The 15,731-nt window shown below is 66.6% G+C and carries 17 protein-coding genes; 8 read left to right on the top strand and 9 right to left on the bottom strand.

Features of this window, described 5'->3' with window-relative positions:
* Positions 1 to 135: 135 nt before the first annotated feature.
* From MUU56_RS30360 to MUU56_RS30385, 6 genes are all read right to left on the bottom strand, one after another.
* Complete coding sequence (locus tag MUU56_RS30360) at positions 136 to 885, bottom strand: RES family NAD+ phosphorylase (RefSeq protein WP_245082245.1); 750 nt, start codon at positions 883 to 885, stop codon at positions 136 to 138.
* Complete coding sequence (locus tag MUU56_RS30365) at positions 845 to 1,222, bottom strand: MbcA/ParS/Xre antitoxin family protein (protein WP_245082246.1); 378 nt, start codon at positions 1,220 to 1,222, stop codon at positions 845 to 847. The genes MUU56_RS30360 and MUU56_RS30365 overlap by 41 nt, the downstream gene beginning before the upstream one ends.
* Before the next feature lie 70 nt (positions 1,223 to 1,292).
* Positions 1,293 to 1,685 carry a VOC family protein gene (locus MUU56_RS30370; protein WP_245082247.1) on the bottom strand — a complete coding sequence of 131 codons (393 nt, stop codon included), beginning with the start codon at positions 1,683 to 1,685 and terminating at the stop codon, positions 1,293 to 1,295.
* An 11-nt stretch (positions 1,686 to 1,696) separates the two neighbouring features.
* Positions 1,697 to 1,987 (bottom strand): ArsR/SmtB family transcription factor, encoded by a 291-nt coding sequence (locus MUU56_RS30375; protein WP_245082249.1) that lies wholly within the window; start codon positions 1,985 to 1,987, stop codon positions 1,697 to 1,699.
* Positions 1,988 to 2,101: 114 nt separating this feature from the next.
* Positions 2,102 to 2,278, bottom strand: a complete 177-nt coding sequence (locus MUU56_RS30380) for a hypothetical protein (protein ID WP_245082251.1) — start codon at positions 2,276 to 2,278, stop codon at positions 2,102 to 2,104.
* A gap of 152 nt (positions 2,279 to 2,430) precedes the next feature.
* Positions 2,431 to 2,853: an organic hydroperoxide resistance protein gene (locus MUU56_RS30385; RefSeq protein ID WP_064329445.1), complete on the bottom strand. Its 423-nt coding sequence runs from the start codon at positions 2,851 to 2,853 to the stop codon at positions 2,431 to 2,433.
* Between the two features lie 113 nt (positions 2,854 to 2,966).
* Between MUU56_RS30385 and MUU56_RS30390 the strand changes: the two genes are divergently transcribed.
* The 6 genes from MUU56_RS30390 to rnd all read left to right on the top strand — a co-directional run bounded on the left by MUU56_RS30390 (position 2,967) and on the right by rnd (position 10,633).
* Complete coding sequence (locus MUU56_RS30390; protein WP_245082253.1) at positions 2,967 to 3,458, top strand: MarR family winged helix-turn-helix transcriptional regulator; 492 nt, start codon at positions 2,967 to 2,969, stop codon at positions 3,456 to 3,458.
* Between the two features lie 96 nt (positions 3,459 to 3,554).
* Positions 3,555 to 5,474 (top strand): sensor histidine kinase, encoded by a 1,920-nt coding sequence (locus MUU56_RS30395; protein WP_245082255.1) that lies wholly within the window; start codon positions 3,555 to 3,557, stop codon positions 5,472 to 5,474.
* A gap of 2 nt (positions 5,475 to 5,476) precedes the next feature.
* Complete coding sequence (locus MUU56_RS30400; RefSeq protein WP_245082257.1) at positions 5,477 to 5,854, top strand: response regulator; 378 nt, start codon at positions 5,477 to 5,479, stop codon at positions 5,852 to 5,854.
* Between the two features lie 429 nt (positions 5,855 to 6,283).
* Positions 6,284 to 7,519 carry an MFS transporter gene (locus MUU56_RS30405; protein WP_245082259.1) on the top strand — a complete coding sequence of 412 codons (1,236 nt, stop codon included), beginning with the start codon at positions 6,284 to 6,286 and terminating at the stop codon, positions 7,517 to 7,519.
* 85 nt (positions 7,520 to 7,604) lie between these two features.
* Positions 7,605 to 8,990, top strand: coding sequence for a multicopper oxidase family protein (locus MUU56_RS30410; protein WP_245082263.1), 1,386 nt, complete (start codon positions 7,605 to 7,607; stop codon positions 8,988 to 8,990).
* 497 nt (positions 8,991 to 9,487) lie between these two features.
* Positions 9,488 to 10,633 carry a ribonuclease D gene (gene rnd / locus MUU56_RS30415; RefSeq protein ID WP_245082435.1) on the top strand — a complete coding sequence of 382 codons (1,146 nt, stop codon included), beginning with the start codon at positions 9,488 to 9,490 and terminating at the stop codon, positions 10,631 to 10,633.
* On the opposite strand, the gene MUU56_RS30420 is transcribed toward rnd, so the two are convergent.
* Positions 10,634 to 11,041 (bottom strand): DUF2000 family protein, encoded by a 408-nt coding sequence (locus MUU56_RS30420; protein WP_245082265.1) that lies wholly within the window; start codon positions 11,039 to 11,041, stop codon positions 10,634 to 10,636.
* Here MUU56_RS30420 and MUU56_RS30425 point away from each other — a divergent pair.
* Positions 11,040 to 11,930 carry an AraC family transcriptional regulator gene (locus tag MUU56_RS30425; protein WP_245082266.1) on the top strand — a complete coding sequence of 297 codons (891 nt, stop codon included), beginning with the start codon at positions 11,040 to 11,042 and terminating at the stop codon, positions 11,928 to 11,930. The genes MUU56_RS30420 and MUU56_RS30425 overlap by 2 nt on opposite strands.
* Positions 11,931 to 12,037: 107 nt before the next feature.
* Positions 12,038 to 13,396: an esterase-like activity of phytase family protein gene (locus MUU56_RS30430; protein ID WP_245082268.1), complete on the top strand. Its 1,359-nt coding sequence runs from the start codon at positions 12,038 to 12,040 to the stop codon at positions 13,394 to 13,396.
* Positions 13,397 to 13,608: 212 nt separating this feature from the next.
* Here MUU56_RS30430 and MUU56_RS30435 read toward each other — a convergent pair whose 3' ends face one another.
* Positions 13,609 to 14,193, bottom strand: a complete 585-nt coding sequence (locus MUU56_RS30435; RefSeq protein ID WP_245082270.1) for a DUF922 domain-containing Zn-dependent protease — start codon at positions 14,191 to 14,193, stop codon at positions 13,609 to 13,611.
* An 8-nt stretch (positions 14,194 to 14,201) separates the two neighbouring features.
* The gene (locus MUU56_RS30440) at positions 14,202 to 15,722 is read right to left on the bottom strand and encodes a Ppx/GppA family phosphatase (RefSeq protein ID WP_245082272.1); all 1,521 of its coding nucleotides are present in this window, start codon (positions 15,720 to 15,722) and stop codon (positions 14,202 to 14,204) included.
* Between the last annotated feature and the right edge of the window lie 9 nt (positions 15,723 to 15,731).

Consider the following 15,731-nt stretch of genomic DNA (forward strand, 5'->3'; position numbering starts at 1 on the left):
AAGGCGCAAACGATCCGTCCGAGCCACCCCCTCATCCGACCCTTCGGGCCACCTTCTCCCCGCGGGGGAGAAGGGGATGTGTGGCACCGTCGAATTCCATATGCGGTGGCCCGCCCCGCCCGGAAATGGCGGCCGTCAGCCGATGCGCGGGTCGCCGCGAAAATCCTCGCGGGAAAACCCGATCCGGCGCGGCGGGTGATCGCACAGCGCCTGCACGCCGAGCGGCGAGAGCCGGATGCGCCAGGTCTGGCGCTCCACCGGCCTTGGCGTGGCAAAGGCGGAGGCGGTGAGAAGCGCCATGTTGGCGCCGCCGGCCGGATCGCGCACCGAGCGGTAGATTATGGCGGCAAGGCCGGCCGCCCGCGCGCCGTCGGCCAGCGCCTGGCAGGCGGCGTAGTCGGTCGGGTGCGTCCAGAGGGCGGCGTCCCGGTCGAGCGGCGGGACGGTGAGGTCGATCGCCGCGCCGGTCTCGACGAGGGCGGAAAAGGCGGTGTAGTCGGCGGCATTGGCCGGCAGCGGCGTTGCGGGCGATTCGGCGAAGAACAGCAACCGGTAGAAGGCCATTTCGGAGAGCGCCGTCTCGACGGAAAGCCCGGCATAGTAGACGCCGAGCGTGCGCCCGGCGCGGCGGAAGCGCGAGCCGTGCGGATAGACCGCACCGTAGCGGAAGGGGGTGGCGAGCAGATAGTCGAGGCCGGCGCATTCCGGCGGCAGCACCGGCTTGCTCTCCTCCAGAAGATCCTCCAGCAGCGCCTGTTCGTCCAGCGTATCGACGAGCTTCAGCGTCGAGACGCGGTGCTGCGCCTCGACGAAACGCCAGACGGGCCCCGAAAAGGACCGCGCCTCAGACGAGAGCGCGGCGGGCGTCCAGATAGGCAAGGACATCGACAAGGCCGGAAATGGAGACGATGCGATCGACGGGGCGCGCGCCGAGCACGCTGTTGTCCGCCGTCATCCAGGCGCGGGCGACACCCTCGTCGCCGCCGGTAATGGCATCGAGCGAGCGGAAGAGGCGCACGAGCAGCACCGCCAGCTCGAACGGCTTGGTGCCGCGCTCCAGGAGCACGTCCTGCCGCTTCAGCCGCGACACGGTCGCCTCCGAGACCCCGATGACCGCCGAGAGGATGCGCGCCGTCAGCCCCAGCCGCTCCGCCGCATTGACGGCCGCCTTGGTGAGCACGGCGCCTTCGGCATTGGCGTTGATGACGGGCTTGCGCTGCATGGCACGATCTCCTTTCATGGGAAAGAATATAGCAACTCTTTTTCCCATGACAAGGGCTTGATACCCTTTCCTAGGCGTCCTTCATCTCGATGATCTGGATGAGGTTGCCGCAGGTATCGTCGAACACCGCCATGCGCACGGGCCCGGCATCCATCGGCGGCTGGGTGAAGGCGACGCCGAGCGACACGAGTCGCCGGTGCTCGGCATCGAGATCGTCGACCTGGAAGGAGGCGATCGGGATGCCGTCCTCGACGAGCGCCGCCTTGTAGGGTCCGACGGCCGGATGGCCGCTCGGCTCGAGCAGCAGTTCGGTGCCGTCGGGGTTTTCCGGCGAGACGACGGTCAGCCAGCGGTCTTCGCCGACGGGCACGTCATGCTTGACGCGAAAGCCCAGCACGCGCGTATAGAAATCCTCGGCCTTCGCCTGGTCGTCCACGGGAACGCTGGTGACATAGATCCGCATGGTTTCCTCCTTCAGAGATGGGTTTGCAGCCACTGCCCGACGGCCGCGCGCAGCGGGCCGGCATCGAGCGTGTGCAGCTTCGTGCGCCCCGACCACTCGACGCGCACCAGCCCGGCCTTTTCCAGCATGTCGAGATGCTGGGTGATCGCCTGCCGCGACAGGGTGGCCCCGTCCTGCGCAAAGGACAGGGCGCAGATCTCGAACAGGGACTGGCGCGGCCGCTCGCGCAGGCGATCGATGATCCTGCGGCGGGTCGGATCGCCCAGGGCCTTGAAGATGCGGTCGAGGGCATCGTCGTCCATGGCGAAGAATATGCAATAAAATCATTGCATGTCAAGGCGGCGCCCCGCGCGCACGACAAAAGGCCCGGAGGCTGGGCTCCGGGCCTTTCGCTCAAAGGTCTGTGCCGGGGATGTCTACTTGCAGACCTTGATCTTCTTGATGACGACATTGCCGTAGTAGTCGTAGGCCTTGACCTTCTTGATGAAGCAGTGCGGCTTGTAGCCGTAGCTGTAGTAGCCGGCCTGCGAGGGGGCGGCGAAGGAGATGGCGGCAACGGCGGCGATGGCGGCGGAAACGATGATCTTGCGCATGGGGTCTCTCCTGATCTCTCTTTGGGGATGAGCCTCTCTCATCCGGTGATCAGAAGGTCTCACATCCCCCCGCCCCGCGCTGTTCCGCATGGAACACGAAAAGGCCGCCCGGAGGAATTTCCGGACGGCCTTCTTTCGATCTGCCGGCCTAGTCAGGCGACGGTGGTCTTGACGTCGAGATTGCCGCGGGTGGCGTGGCTGTAGGGGCACACGACATGCGCCTTCTTGACGAGGTCCTCGACCACGGCCTTGTCGACGCCGGGCACGGAGACTTCGAGCGAGGCCTCGAGGCCGAAGCCGCCGCCATCCTCGCGCGGGCCGATGCCGACGGTCGCCGTGACCTTGGCGTCATCGGGGATCTTCACCTTTTCCTTGCCGGCGACGAACTTCAGCGCGCCGAGAAAGCAGGCCGAATAGCCGACGGCGAACAGCTTTTCCGGGTTGGCGCCGGCCGCGCCGTCGCCGCCGAGCTCCTTCGGCACGGTGAGCGTGACGTCGACGGTGCCGTCCTCGGTTGCGCCATGGCCGGCGCGGCCGCCGGTTGCGGATGCCTTGGTTCTGTAGAGAATGGGCATGGATGTCTCCTTCCTGGTTTCGTTGGCGATGGATTCTAGATAGCGCAAAATTATATTGCGCGCAATATAATTTTGCAAATTGCAATTTCGGCCATTTGTGCGACAATGGCAGCATGACCGACAAACGTGACGAAGCTGAGACGGACGATATCCCGGCGGGCATGCTGGCGCTGGACCAGCAGCTCTGTTTCGCCGTCTATTCGGCCGCCCATGCGCTGAACCGCACCTACAAGCCCCTGCTCGATCCCTATGGCCTCACCTATCCGCAATATATCGTGCTGATGACGCTGTGGGAGGAGGACGGGCGCACGGTGAAGGCGCTGGGCATGACGCTGGGCCTCGATTCCGGCACGCTCTCCCCCCTCCTCAAGCGGCTGGAGGCGGCCGGCTACATCCACCGCGCCCGCGACAGGAGCGACGAGCGCCAGGTCCTCGTCACGCTCACCGGCAAGGGCCATGCGATGAAGCGCGAGGCCGTGGGTATCCGCCGGCAGATCGGCAAGGCGACCGGCTGCTCGCTGGAGGCCCTGCAGACCCTGACGGCCGACCTGCAGGCCCTGACCGGCCGGCTCGATGCCGGCGCCGCGCAGGACGACGCCGCCTGAAAAGCGGGATTTTACCGGGTCCTCCCCTTGCGGGACCTGTTCGCGATTCAACCTTCGCGCTAAAGTGCGCGCGGGCGAGCCGCGAAGGGGGCATTCTTGAATCCTGCATGGTCCTGGCTGAGGGCGAACACCGCCGCAAGCCTCTGGTGCATCGCCGTCGGCCTTTCCATGATGGCGCTCTGGCTGGCCGAGCCGGCGGGCCTTGCCGAGCGCCATCCTTGGCTGTTCGGCATGAAGTTCAATGCCGCGCTCGCCTTCGTCGTCATCGGCACGGCGCTCGGCCTTGCCGCGCGCGGCCATGCGCGCCTGCCGGCGCTGATGATGGCGCCGGTCTTCCTCTACGGCGCGCTCGCGCTCTCCCAGCACCTTTTCGGCATCGATGCCGGCATCGACACGCTGCTCCACACGCCCTTCGTCGATATCGGCACCAGCCTGCCGGGGCGGATCGCGCCCAACACGGCGCTCTGCCTGATGCTGCTCAGCCTGGCGCTGGCGCTGCGCGCGCTCACCGGAAGGAACAGCGCGGTGCAGGTGGCGTTCGGCTTCGTCACCGTCATCATCGCGGCGGCCGCGCTGATCGGCTACGCGATCGCGCTGGATTTCGCCCATGACTGGATCCGCTTCACGCGCATGTCGTTCCAGAGCGCCAGCTGTTTCGTCGCCGTCGGCATCGCGCTCATCTTCACCGGCACGGAGGCGACCGGCTTCCACCGGGTGACGCTTGCCGGCGTGCTCGGCCTTGCCACCTATCTGCTGCTGCTCGCCATGAGCTACTACGAGCTGGCGCGCTACGAAGCCGCGTTCGGCATCACCTTCTCGAACAGCGATGCCGGCGCCCGCTCGACGCTCTCCTCGCTGGTGCTGATCTCGGGCGTCCTCTACGGCGCCCTCGTCGCCCATCTCTATGTCTCCTCCCGCCGCACGCGCCGCATGGCGGCGGACCTTGCCGAAAGCCGCGCCCGGCTCACCGCCATCATCGACAATGCCGTGGACGGCATCGTCACCATCGACGACCGCGGCATCATCCTGTCGGCCAATCCCGCCTGCACGCGCATCTTCGGCTTCACGCCGGAGGAGATGGTGGGCCGCAACGTCAGGATCCTGATGCCGGAGCCCTATCACAGCGAGCACGACCGCTATATCGCCAACTACAAGCGCAGCGGCGAGGCGAAGGTCATCGGCATCGGCCGCGAGGTGGAGGGCCGGAGCAAGGACGGCTCGGTCTTCCCGCTCGACCTTGCCGTCGCCAAGCTGGAGCTCGACGGCACGGTCATCTACAGCGGCATCGTGCGCGACATTTCCGAGCGCAAGGCGAGCGAGCAGGCGCTGATCGACGCCAATGCCGAGCTGGAGGAATTCGCCTACCGCACCTCGCACGACCTGCGCTCGCCGATCGCCTCCTCGCTCGGCCTCCTCACCATCTCCAAGGACATGCTGGCGGAAGGCGAGCTCACCGCGCTCGGCCAGACGCTGCAGCGCATGGAGCAGAATTTCCGCCGGCTCGACCACCTGATCCAGAACATCATCACCATCACCCGCAACCGGCTGATGGAGGAGGAGGCACGGCCCATCGCGCTGCGGGCGCTGATTTCAGAGGCGATCGACGCGCTCTCGCATTTCGAGGATTCCAAGCGGATCCGCATCGAAAATCATGTGCCGGCGGAATTGACAATCGTCAGCAAGCCGTCGAAATTCCAGGTCATCGTCGGCAACATGCTCTCCAACGCGGTCAAATATCACGATCCGAAGGAGGCGGAGCCGGCGATCGACATCCGCGCCTTCCGCTATGCCGGCAAGCTGCGGCTGTCGGTGGAAGACAACGGCCTGGGCGTTCCGCCCGCAAGCCGCCATTTGTTGTTCAAGATGTTCAAACGGCTGCACCCGAACCGGTCCTTCGGCAGCGGGCTCGGCCTCTACATATTGAGAAAGAGCGCGGAAGCCCTCGGCGGCACGGCGCTCTATGAAGCTAGAGATAAGGGCAGCCGGTTCATCATAGAACTGCCCGACGGGGATTGACCATGACTATCCAATCGATCCTGGTCGTCGACGACGACGAGAACGACCAGTTCATCTGTGAATACACCATCCGCAAATACGATCCGTCGATCCGCATCATCAAGGCATTCGACGGCTCGGAAGCGCTCGACATCCTGCACCGCGAGACGCCCGACGCCATCATCCTCGACATCAACATGCCCGTCATGAACGGCTTCGAATTCCTCGACCGCTATGCCGAGGAATTCGAGGTGCACGCCCCCGTCGTCGCCATGCTGACCAGCTCCCATCTCGGCAAGGACCGCGAGCGGGCGATGCAGTACAGCTTCGTGAAGAGCTATTTCGAAAAGCCCCTGCAGTCCGACCACCTGCGCCTCATGACGGAATTGCTCGACGAATAGTCGCGGGATGGATTGACGCGTGTCCGGCGAAAATCCCCTCTGGCCTGCGAGCCGCGCCCCCTCAAGGGCAGAGCGAGCGCCCATGGAAGGAAACCGTTGCTTCCTCCCCTTCTCCCCCGCGGGGAGAAGGTGCCGGCAGGCGGATGAGGGGGATGGCGAAGGCGCAAACGATCCGCATGAGCCACCCCCTCATCCGACCCTTCGGGCCACCTTCTCCCCGCGGGGGAGAAGGGGATGTGCGGCACCGTCGGACCCCATATGCAATGGCCTTGCCCTCTGCATGCAATGGCCTTGCCCTCTGCGGGGCGAGCCCCGCAGGCCAGGGGAGAGCAACGGAGGAAGCCCCCGCAACCACCACACTCCCCCACAATTTAGCCCCCGTCCCGCTTTCTCTCTCCCTTTCGGAAAATCCTTCGCCATAGTGGCCGCATGTCCACGATTCGCCCCCTGATTCCCCTTCTCGTCACCGCAGGCATCCTGATCGGCGGGAACGGGCTGCAGGGCACGTTCATCGCGCTGCGCGCCTCGCAGGAGGGGTTCTCCACCGCGGTGATCGGCATCGTCGGCGCGGGGTATTCCGTCGGCTTTGCCATCGGCTGCATCTACGTGACGCGCTTCCTGCGCGCGATCGGCCATATCCGCACCTTCTCCGCCATGGCGGCGATCGCCTCGGCCTCCGCCATCGCCATGGTGCTGGTCATCGATCCCGTCTTCTGGTTCGCCATGCGGCTCGTCGCCGGCATCTGCTTCGCCAGCCTCTTCGCCACCGTCGAAAGCTGGCTGAACGCCGCCGTCACCAATGCCAACCGGGCGCGCACGCTCTCCGTCTACCGCGTCGTCGACCTCGGCTCGGTCACCGCGGCGCAATATCTCATTCCCGGCATCGGCATCGGCGGCTTCGAGCTGTTCGCCATCGTCGCCATGGCGCTGTCGCTGTCGCTGGTGCCGATCTCGCTGGCCGACCGCTCCAGCCCGACGGTGCCGGAAGCCATCCGCTTCGATATCCCGAAGCTCTGGAACATCTCGCCGCTGGCAACCGTCGGCTGCATCGTCGTCGGCCTCACCAATGCCGCCTTCCGCAATCTCGGGCCGATCTACGCCCACGACATCGGCCTTTCGGTGACGGCGATCGCCAGCTTCATGAGCGCCGGCATCGTCGGCGGCGTGGTGCTGCAATATCCGCTCGGCCTTTATTCCGACCGGCTCGACCGGCGGCTGATCATCCTCGTCGCCACGCTCGGCTCGGCGCTCGCCGCACTCTACCTCGCCTTCTTCGCCGGCGGCAACGAGGTGAGGAACCTCGTCGGCATCTTCATCTTCGGCGCCTTCGCCATGCCGCTCTATTCGCTCTGCTCGGCCCATGCCAACGACCATGCCGGCGAAGGCGAGCATGCGCTGGTCTCCGCCGGCATGCTGTTCTTCTGGTCCTGCGGGGCGATCATCGGCCCGCTCTTCGCCTCGGTGCTGCTGCAGTTCTTCGGCCCGCAGGCGCTGTTCCTCTACACCGCCGTCATCCTCGTGTCCTTCATGGCCTATACGGCGCTGCGGATGAGCGCCCGCGCCGCGGTGCCCGCCGGGAAACGGCGCAGCCGCTTCCGCAACCTCCTGCGCACCTCCTTCTTCTTCAACAAGCTCGCCGACAAGGACCGCAACGGCGATCCCTGAGCCTGCGGCAATCTGGTCGGGCGTCGCTTATTGCTGAGACTCTCTCTCAGGTTTAGAAGCGGATGGACGCACCGGAGGGACCGCCATGCTGACACGCCGCACGCTGATGAAGGGCGCACTCGTCGCCGGGGCCTATGCCGGCGGCGTCGGCCTTGCAGGCCGCTTCGGCGGGCTGGCGAAGGCCGAGGCACCGGTAACGCTCGTTGCCCGCCCCGGCGAGGCGATGATCACCGACAAGGGCCCGACGAAGGGTGTCATGACCTATGGCGACGCCGAGATCCCGCCCGTGCTGCGCATGCGGCGGGGCGAGGCCTTTGCGCTGCGCCTCGACAACAGGCTCGACGAGCCGACGACGATCCACTGGCACGGGCTTCGCATCGACAACAGGATGGACGGCGTGCCCTTCCTGACGCAGCCCTATGTCTATGGCGGCGACGGGTTCGACTATGCCTTCACCCCGCCGGATGCCGGTACCTTCTGGTATCACCCCCATTGCAACACGCTCACCCAGATCGGCCGCGGCCTTGCCGGCCTCGTCGTCGTGGAGGACCCGGCGGATCCCGTCTTCGACGCCGAGATCGTGCTCAACCTGCGCGACTGGCGGCTCGGCGGCGACGGCCAGTTCATCGCCCAGTTCAAGCCGCGCGACGCCGCCCGCGCCGGCACCTTCGGCACGGTGCGCACCGCCAACTGGCGGCAATCGCCGCAATATGACGCGCCGGCCGGGGGCCTCGTGCGCCTGCGCCTTGCCGCGACCGACGTCACCCGCATCCTCGCGCTCCAGATGGAGGGCGCCGAAGCCGCGGTGATCGCCCTCGACGGCAATCCGGCGGCGGAACGCTTTGCGCTCGACCACCTGATGATCGGCCCCGGCCAGCGGCTCGACCTCGTGCTGCGCATGCCCGACACGGAGGGCGCCGTCGCGGCGCTGAAGGACCTGCGCGGCACCAAGCCGGCGACGCTCGCCACCTTCCGCGCCGTCGGCGCCTCGCTGAAGCGCGATGCACGCGACCTGCCGCCGCTCACGCAAAACCCGCTGCCCGAGCCGGACCTGTCCGCCGCCGCCGAAATCCCCTTCGTCCTCAGCGCCTCGGCGGAGGAGCGGCCGAAGGACGGCATCTGCGGCTCGCTCGGCTACAATTTCTGGGCCATCAACAAGGTGCCGTGGGCCGACGACACGGGCGACCCGACCGCCCCGCTCGCCGAGATGAAGGCGGGCAGGACCTACATCTTCAACGTCGAGAACCCGACGCCGCAGGTCCACCCCCTCCACCTGCACGGCCTCGTCTTCCGGCCGATGAACTCCAACAAGCAGGCGATCCGCCCGCATTTTTCCGACACCTACCTCATCCTGCCGGACGAGAAGGTGCAACTCGCCCTCGTCGCCGACAATCCGGGCGACTGGGTGTTCCATTGCCACATCATCGAGCACCAGAAGACCGGCATGACGAGCTACGTGCGGGTCGTCTAGAGGCGGCCACGCGGTCTTGCCGTGCGGCTCGTGGATCCTCGGGTCAAGCCCGAGGATGACGCAAGAAGGAAGGACGCAAGGGCCAGGCAACGGCGCCGCTGCCGCGCCGTTTGACGGGTGGAAGTCCCTCGCCTCCCCTCCGTCATCGTCGGGTCAAACCCGAGGATCCAAGCTACGGGCGGGGCGTGGATGATCGGGGCTGGCGCGAGCATGACGAAAGAAGGAAGGATACGCGGCCGAGGCGATGGTGCCGCATGCCGCACCGCTTGATGGGCAGGCCCCGCCTCCTCCCCACTATCATCCTCGGGCTCGACCCGAGGATCCAGGCCGCGGGCGAGGCGTGGATGCTCGGGTCGAGCCCGAGCATGACGGAGGAGAGGGCTTGCCGCGCCCTTGCCATGGCCTGCCACCTCAAGTTTTCGATTGTGGCAAAACCGTGGAACGTCTAAAGCTGCCCGATCAAAAAACGAGAAAGTCCGCCCGAGCCGCTTATGCAGATCATCGAGACCACCGCAGCCCTTGCCGAAGCCTGTGAGACACTCGCCCGTTCCGAGTACCTGACCATCGACACGGAGTTCCTGCGGGAAACCACCTTCTGGCCGGAACTCTGCCTGATCCAGCTCGCAGGCCCCGAGACCGAGGTGATCGTCGATCCGCTCGCCAAGGGCCTCGACCTTGGCCCCTTCTTCGCCCTGATGGCGAACCCGGCGGTTCTGAAGGTGTTCCATGCCGCCCGGCAGGACATCGAGATCATCGTCAACCGCGGCGACCTCATCCCGCATCCGATCTTCGACACGCAGGTCGCCGCCATGGTCTGCGGCTTCGGCGACAGCGTCTCCTACGACCAGTTGGTGCAGAAGATCAAGGGCGTGCACATCGACAAGTCCTCGCGCTTCACCGACTGGAGCCGCCGGCCGCTCACCGAAAAGCAGCTCGAATATGCGCTGGCCGACGTGACGCACCTGCGCGACGTCTATCTCGCGCTCAAGGAGAAGCTGGAGGCCGCCGGCCGCTCGCTGTGGCTGACCGAGGAAATGGCGGTGCTGGAAGCGCGCGAGACCTACGACCTGCATCCGGACGACGCCTGGCGGCGGCTGAAGATGCGCGTCAAGAAGCCGATCGAGCTGGCCGTGCTGCAGAAGGTCGCCGCCTGGCGCGAGCGGGAGGCGCGCGGCCGCAACGTGCCGCGCTCGCGCATCCTCAAGGACGACACGATCTACGAGATCGCCCAGCAGCAGCCGGCCGATGCCGAGGCGCTGGCGCGCCTGCGCACCATTCCCAAGGGATGGGAGCGCTCGCAATCCGGCGCGGCCCTGCTGGAGGCGATCAACGAGGCGCTCGCCATTCCGAAGACCGACCTGCCGCGCCTGCCCCGCCAGGCCCATGTGCCGGAAGGCGCCGCGGCCGCCAGCGAGATGCTGAAGGTGCTCCTGAAGATCGTCTCGGAGAAGGAAGGCGTCGCCGCCAAGATCATCGCCAACAGCGACGATCTGGAAAAGATCGCCATCGACGGCGAGGCGGCCGATGTCGCCGCGCTCTCCGGCTGGCGCCGCGAGCTCTTCGGCGAAACGGCCCTCAACCTCATCGGCGGCAAGGTGGCGCTGCGCTTCGTCGACAGGAAGATCGAGGCGGTCGCGCTCTGATCAGGCGTGCAGCTTCGCCCCCTTGGTGATGCGGTCGACGGTCTTCTTGTCGGCATGCAGCGCGATGCCGACGACCTTGGCGTCATCAGGCCCGAATTCGGCGAAGACGGCGCGGTTGGCCGCGTCGTGGCCGGTCGCAAACATCTCCTCGATATAGACGGAGGCCGGAACGTCGCGCTCGAGGGCGCGGGCATGGATCTTCGACAACGTTCCGCCGTCCGTCGAAAGCACGATGACCGGCTGGACGCTGAGCGCATTGTAGACATTGCCGGCCGCATCGCGATAAGCTTCGCCGATCAGCTCCGGTTTCCGGCCGATGATGCCGCCGGACAGGAAGGCGGTCACGTTCAGCTTCTGCCAGACCTCCAGGTCCTCGCGCAGGACGATGGCGAACTTGGTATCGAACATGCAGGTATACTCCCGAAAAAAGGCTGCGGACCATTCCGCGGCCAATGCGATAGCAGGCGCGGTCGAGGGCCCGCTTGAACGTTCGTGCACGGAAAGGGACCGCATCGTCGTGGCGCCGGAGCTCGCCGGCATCGAGCGCATCGAGGCGTGCTTCCACGGCAAGGGCTTCGAGCCGCACCGGCACGATACCTACGCGCTCGGCGTCACCATGGCCGGCATCCAGACCTTCTCCTATCGCGGCGAGACCCGCTTCAGCCTGCCCGGCAACGTGATCGTGCTGCATCCCGACGAGATGCACGACGGCGGTGCCGCCACCGAGGACGGCCTCACCTACCGCATGATCTACATCCCACCGGAACGTTTCCTGCCGGCGACCGCCGCGCGCGGGCGCAACCTGCCCTTCGTCGCCGCGCCCGTCGTCGACGATCCCAGGCTGGCAGGCCTGCTGCTGGACGCCATCGGCAGCACGGATGCGGCGATCGAGCCGCTGAAGCTCGACGAGCTGCTGGGGGAGATCGTCGCCGCCCTGCTCGACCATGCCGGCGCGCCGCGGGCGGGGACGGGCCGGCTCGCCCATGCCGAGGTGCGCCGGGCCTGCGATTTCCTCAGGGAAAACCTCTCCCGGCAGGTCAGCTCGGCCGACCTCGAAGAGGTGACGGGGCTCGACCGCTTCACGCTTGCCCGGCAGTTCCGCCAGCTTCTCGGCACCAGCCCGCACCGCTACCTCGTCATGCGCCGGCTGGAGCGGGCGAAGGTCCTGATTACGGCGGGGGAGAGCATCGCGGAAGCCGCCGTCGCCAGCGGCTTTGCCGACCAGGCGCATCTCAACCGCCATTTCAAGAAGGCGCTCGGCATGACGCCCGGGCGCTTCGCGGCGCTCGCCGTCTAGTCCCCAAACCCCTCAGCCCCGTCATGAAAGCGACAAGCAACTGTCAAGCGGCAGTCATGTGCGCCGCCTATCAACGGCCTCGCTTTGCCAACCCGATGGGGACATTCATGACCAGACACCTTTTCACCACCGCCGCCCTCGCGCTTCTGATGGCGACCGCCGCGCAGGCCGACGACAAGGAATTTCCCGCCACGCTGAAGGCCCATGCGATCCTGCCGGCGAACACGATCATCGCCGCCCCGGCCGACGCCGCCGCCTACCTGAAGACATCCGGCAAGTTCACCACCGCCGACCGCAAGCGCGCCGAGGCGCTCGGCACCGTCATGGGCAAGGACGGCGTGCGCGAGACCGGCCTGGCGCTGCCCTTCGACGGCCAGCCGATGCAGGGTTTCTCCGGCATCAAGACCATGGAGGACGGCTCGTTCTGGACGCTCTCCGACAACGGCTTCGGCAACAAGCTGAACTCCACCGACGCCATGCTGATGATCCACAATGTGCGCTTCGACTGGGACAAGGGCACGATGGAGCCGGTCAGGACCGTCTTCCTCTCCGACCCGGACCGGAAGGCGCCCTTCCCGATCGTCATGGAAGGCGCGGAGACGCGTTACCTGACGGGCGGCGACTTCGACGTCGAATCCATCCAGCCGGTCGCGGACGGCTTCTGGATCGGCGAGGAGTTCGGCCCCTACATCCTGAAATTCGACCGCGACGGCAGGCTCACCGATGTCATCGCCACCGAGGTGGACGGCAAGCCGGTCACCTCGCCGGACAACCCGACGCTCGCCGTGCAGGCCGATCCCTCCAAGAAGATGCCGGCCTTCAACCTGAAGCGCTCCGGCGGCTATGAGGGCCTGGCGCTCTCGAAGGACGGCACGAAGCTCTACGGCCTCCTGGAAGGCCCGCTCTGGATCGACAGCGAGAGCGTCGAGCAGGCGGACGGCCGCCCGGCGCTGCGCATCATCGAGCTCGACGCCGCCTCCAAGGCCTGGACGGGCCGCAGCTGGCTCTACCCGCTCGCCGAGGGCGGCGAGGCGATCGGCGACTTCAACATGCTGGACGGGACGACCGCGCTGGTGATCGAGCGCGACAACGGCGCCGGCACCGCCGACAAGGCCTGCGCCGATGCGAGCGACCCGAAGCCGGATTGCTTCGCCACCGCCTCGAAGGTCAAGCGCATCTACAAGATCGCCATGACCGACGAGAATGCCGGCAAGGCCGTGCGCAAGATCGGCTATATCGATCTCCTGAAGATCGCCGACCCCGACAACAGGAAGCGCCAGGGCGGCGGCGACGGCTTCTACGACATGCCGTTCGTGACGATCGAGAATGTCGACCGTGTCGACGAGACCCACATCATCGTCGGCAACGACAACAACCTGCCCTTCTCCGCCGGCCGCGCGCTGGACAAGGCCGACGACAACGAGTTCGTGCTCCTTGAGGTCGGCGATTTCTTGAAGGCCGAGTGATCGGTGACGGTTGGGCGTGAGAGACGGCAGCGGCTGCGGGCGCTGCCGTTTTGGTTTTGGCGGCATTGCTCTTTGGGTGTCTGCCTTCTCCTCCGTCATCCTCGGGCTTGACCCGGGAATGACGGAGGAGAAGTGAACGGGCTTGATAGCGGCTTATGGTGGCGGGTCGTCAATACGGCTTGCACGGATATGAGGCCGGCGCCGTCTCCACCCTAACTTGGATCGACCAGCTGCAGGATGAGCTGGTGCACATTGCCGCCGTCGTTCAGCTCGACCTGGTCGAACGCGCGGCTGCGGGCGCGCTGGGCCTGGGAGAGCTCGCCGAGCTTGGTCTGGAGCTGCGGGCGGATCTTCTGGCAGTTCGGGTCGTTCTCGACCGTCATGCCGACGCTTGCCGCCTCGATCTCCTTCACCATGTCCTTGATGAAGTCGCCGTGCACCTTCTCATGCGCGGTCACGCCGGCGAGGAAGGTGTCCCAGCGGCTTTTCAGCGGCTCGGAGAGCTTCACCTTCAGCTTCGGCAGCGTGTAGGTGATGATCAGCTTCGGCTTGTTGACCGTGATGGTGCAGGCATTGCCCTGGCGCTCGTACTTGCGCGTCCAGGTGAGCTTGAAGCCGGTATGGGCGATGACGCGGGCGACGCCGAGCTTCGGGCCGCGCGCGCCGATCGACTGGTAGATCTCGAGGCCCGTCGCGCCCGTCACGCCGTAGGGCTCGACGCGCTCGACGGCCTGCCAGTCCTGCGCTGCCGCACTTCCGGCAAACAGCAGGGCGGCAAGAAGGAGGGCGCCTCTCATCCCTCGTCTCACAGGAACCGGAAGGCGAGCTTCTTGCCGGTGAGCTTGGCAAGCTGCTGGAGGCGGCCGTCGAGCCGTTCGCCGGCCAGTTCGGAATAGTCGGCGGGCACGACGAATTCGAGGTCGGCCCCCGAGGCGGTCGCCTTGCGGAAGGCAAGGTGCGGCACGACGCCGGGCATGGAGGCGGAGAAGAGGTAGACGACGCGGAGCAGGCCGCCGACAAGCTTGGCCAGCTCGCGCAGGCGCGGCGTCGCGATGGCGGCCAGCGAGCTGCTGACGGCGTCGTCGCCAAGGCCCTCGAAGCGGTAGTAGTTGGTGAGCGCGATGAAGGCGCGGCCGGGATGGGTGATGCCGATGAAGGTGCCGTGGGCGATGAGGTTCAACGCCTGCAGGCCGCGATAATCGGGATGGGCGCGCCAGCTGATATCGGCGAGCAGGCATGCGGCCTCGCGGTAGCGGCGCTCCTCCTCGGTCTCGGTGATGCCGAAGAGCGGCATCATGCGGCCGGTCCATTCGGCAAGCTCGCGCGCATGCTCGGGCGAGCGGGCGCGCAGGATGGCAAGTTCGCCGGCGGCGGCGATGAGCGGGTCGCGCGCCTTTTCCCGGTCGGGCAGGAGCGAATAGAGAAACCCTTCGCGCACGCCCTGGGCGGAGAAGAACACCCGCGACGGCTTCATGATGGCGATCGTCTCCTGCAGGGCGACGGCGCCGAACGGCAGGAGGTTGCGGCGGCCCTTGGAGATCGCCGCATAGGCGGGATCCTTCTGGTCCTTGGCCGTCACGATGTCCGTCAGGAAATCCATGGCGTCGGAAAAGCCGAGCTCGTAGCCCTGGATCATGTGCAGCGGGTAGTTCTGCACCTCCATGTGCAGCGCCCCGATGGCGCGCCAGGTGCCGCCGACGGCGTAGAAGGCGCGGCCGGCGCCGTTCTTCAGGAGATTGGCGGTGCGCAGGTATTTTCGCGCGACGATGCGGGCCTGGGCGGGCGAGCCGCCGGAGGCTTCCGAAAGCCGGATGCCGCCGAGCGGCAGCGTGATGCCGCGGCCGATCATGGCGCCTGCCACGTCGATCAGCTCCAGCGAGCCGCCGCCGAGGTCGCCGACGATGCCGTCCGGATCATGAAAGCCGCTGACGATGCCGAGCGCGGAGAAATAGGCCTCCTCCTCGCCGGTCAGGACGCGGACCTTCTGGCCGAGGATGAGCTCTGCCTGGTGGATGAAATCGGGGCCGTTCTCCGCCTCGCGCGCGGCGGCGGTCGCCAGCGCGAACATGGTGGAGGCGCGCGCCTGCCAGGACAGGGCCTTGAAACGATGCAGCGCCGCCAGCGCCCGCTCCACGCTGGCCGGATCCATGCGGCCGGTCTTGGCGATACCCTTGCCGAGGCCGCACATGACCTTCTCGTTGAACAGGATGGCCGGCGACCGACTCATGCCCTCGTAGATCACGAGGCGAATCGAGTTGGAACCGATATCCACGACTGACACCGGGGCAATTCCAGGCAAACGCCCCTGGGCTTCAGACTCAACCATGCATATCCA

The sequence above is a fragment of the Shinella yambaruensis genome, from assembly GCF_022899355.1.
GTDB classification, from domain to species: Bacteria; Pseudomonadota; Alphaproteobacteria; order Rhizobiales; family Rhizobiaceae; genus Shinella; species Shinella yambaruensis.

Excerpts from the sequence above, each read along its gene's own strand:
- MUU56_RS30360 (WP_245082245.1), bottom strand. The coding sequence starts at position 885 with ATGTCCTTGCCTATCTGGACGCCCGCCGCGCTCTCGTCTGAGGCGCGG.
- MUU56_RS30365 (WP_245082246.1), bottom strand. The coding sequence starts at position 1,222 with ATGCAGCGCAAGCCCGTCATCAACGCCAATGCCGAAGGCGCCGTGCTC.
- MUU56_RS30370 (WP_245082247.1), bottom strand. The coding sequence starts at position 1,685 with ATGCGGATCTATGTCACCAGCGTTCCCGTGGACGACCAGGCGAAGGCC.
- MUU56_RS30375 (WP_245082249.1), bottom strand. The coding sequence starts at position 1,987 with ATGGACGACGATGCCCTCGACCGCATCTTCAAGGCCCTGGGCGATCCG.
- MUU56_RS30380 (WP_245082251.1), bottom strand. The coding sequence starts at position 2,278 with ATGCGCAAGATCATCGTTTCCGCCGCCATCGCCGCCGTTGCCGCCATC.
- MUU56_RS30385 (WP_064329445.1), bottom strand. The coding sequence starts at position 2,853 with ATGCCCATTCTCTACAGAACCAAGGCATCCGCAACCGGCGGCCGCGCC.
- MUU56_RS30390 (WP_245082253.1), top strand. The coding sequence starts at position 2,967 with ATGACCGACAAACGTGACGAAGCTGAGACGGACGATATCCCGGCGGGC.
- MUU56_RS30400 (WP_245082257.1), top strand. The coding sequence starts at position 5,477 with ATGACTATCCAATCGATCCTGGTCGTCGACGACGACGAGAACGACCAG.
- MUU56_RS30405 (WP_245082259.1), top strand. The coding sequence starts at position 6,284 with ATGTCCACGATTCGCCCCCTGATTCCCCTTCTCGTCACCGCAGGCATC.
- MUU56_RS30410 (WP_245082263.1), top strand. The coding sequence starts at position 7,605 with ATGCTGACACGCCGCACGCTGATGAAGGGCGCACTCGTCGCCGGGGCC.
- MUU56_RS30425 (WP_245082266.1), top strand. The coding sequence starts at position 11,040 with ATGCAGGTATACTCCCGAAAAAAGGCTGCGGACCATTCCGCGGCCAAT.
- MUU56_RS30420 (WP_245082265.1), bottom strand. The coding sequence starts at position 11,041 with ATGTTCGATACCAAGTTCGCCATCGTCCTGCGCGAGGACCTGGAGGTC.
- MUU56_RS30430 (WP_245082268.1), top strand. The coding sequence starts at position 12,038 with ATGACCAGACACCTTTTCACCACCGCCGCCCTCGCGCTTCTGATGGCG.
- MUU56_RS30435 (WP_245082270.1), bottom strand. The coding sequence starts at position 14,193 with ATGAGAGGCGCCCTCCTTCTTGCCGCCCTGCTGTTTGCCGGAAGTGCG.
- MUU56_RS30440 (WP_245082272.1), bottom strand. The coding sequence starts at position 15,722 with ATGGTTGAGTCTGAAGCCCAGGGGCGTTTGCCTGGAATTGCCCCGGTG.